Source organism: Photobacterium sp. DNB22_13_2 (assembly GCF_052873915.1).
Map to the genome: position 1 here is coordinate 1 of NZ_JBNNXU010000237.1, position 247 is coordinate 247.

General features: G+C 66.0%; 1 protein-coding gene. It reads right to left on the reverse strand.

Features of this window, described 5'->3' with window-relative positions:
- Positions 1-247 (reverse strand): GFA family protein (locus ACVA58_RS28505; protein ID WP_446513591.1); only part of this gene is annotated, 247 nt, incomplete at both ends.

A 247-nucleotide genomic window follows, 5' to 3' on the forward strand; every position in this document is an offset into this window, starting at 1 on the left:
GGCAAACCGTTCTGCGCGGCGCGCGCGAAGAGGCTGTTAGGGATCACCGCCATGCCCAGGCGATTGTTGCCGAAGAGGGTCTCTCCGCAATGGCGGCAGAAGTGGCGCTTGAGTTGGCGTGTGGGGTGCTGGAAGGCGATGAGGTCGGCGGCGCCGCGTTCAACGGTGACGTGGGCTGGGTCCCACGCGGTGGCGGAGAGTACCGGCGTGCCGTAGAAATCGCGACAGGCGTTGCAGTGGCAATTGG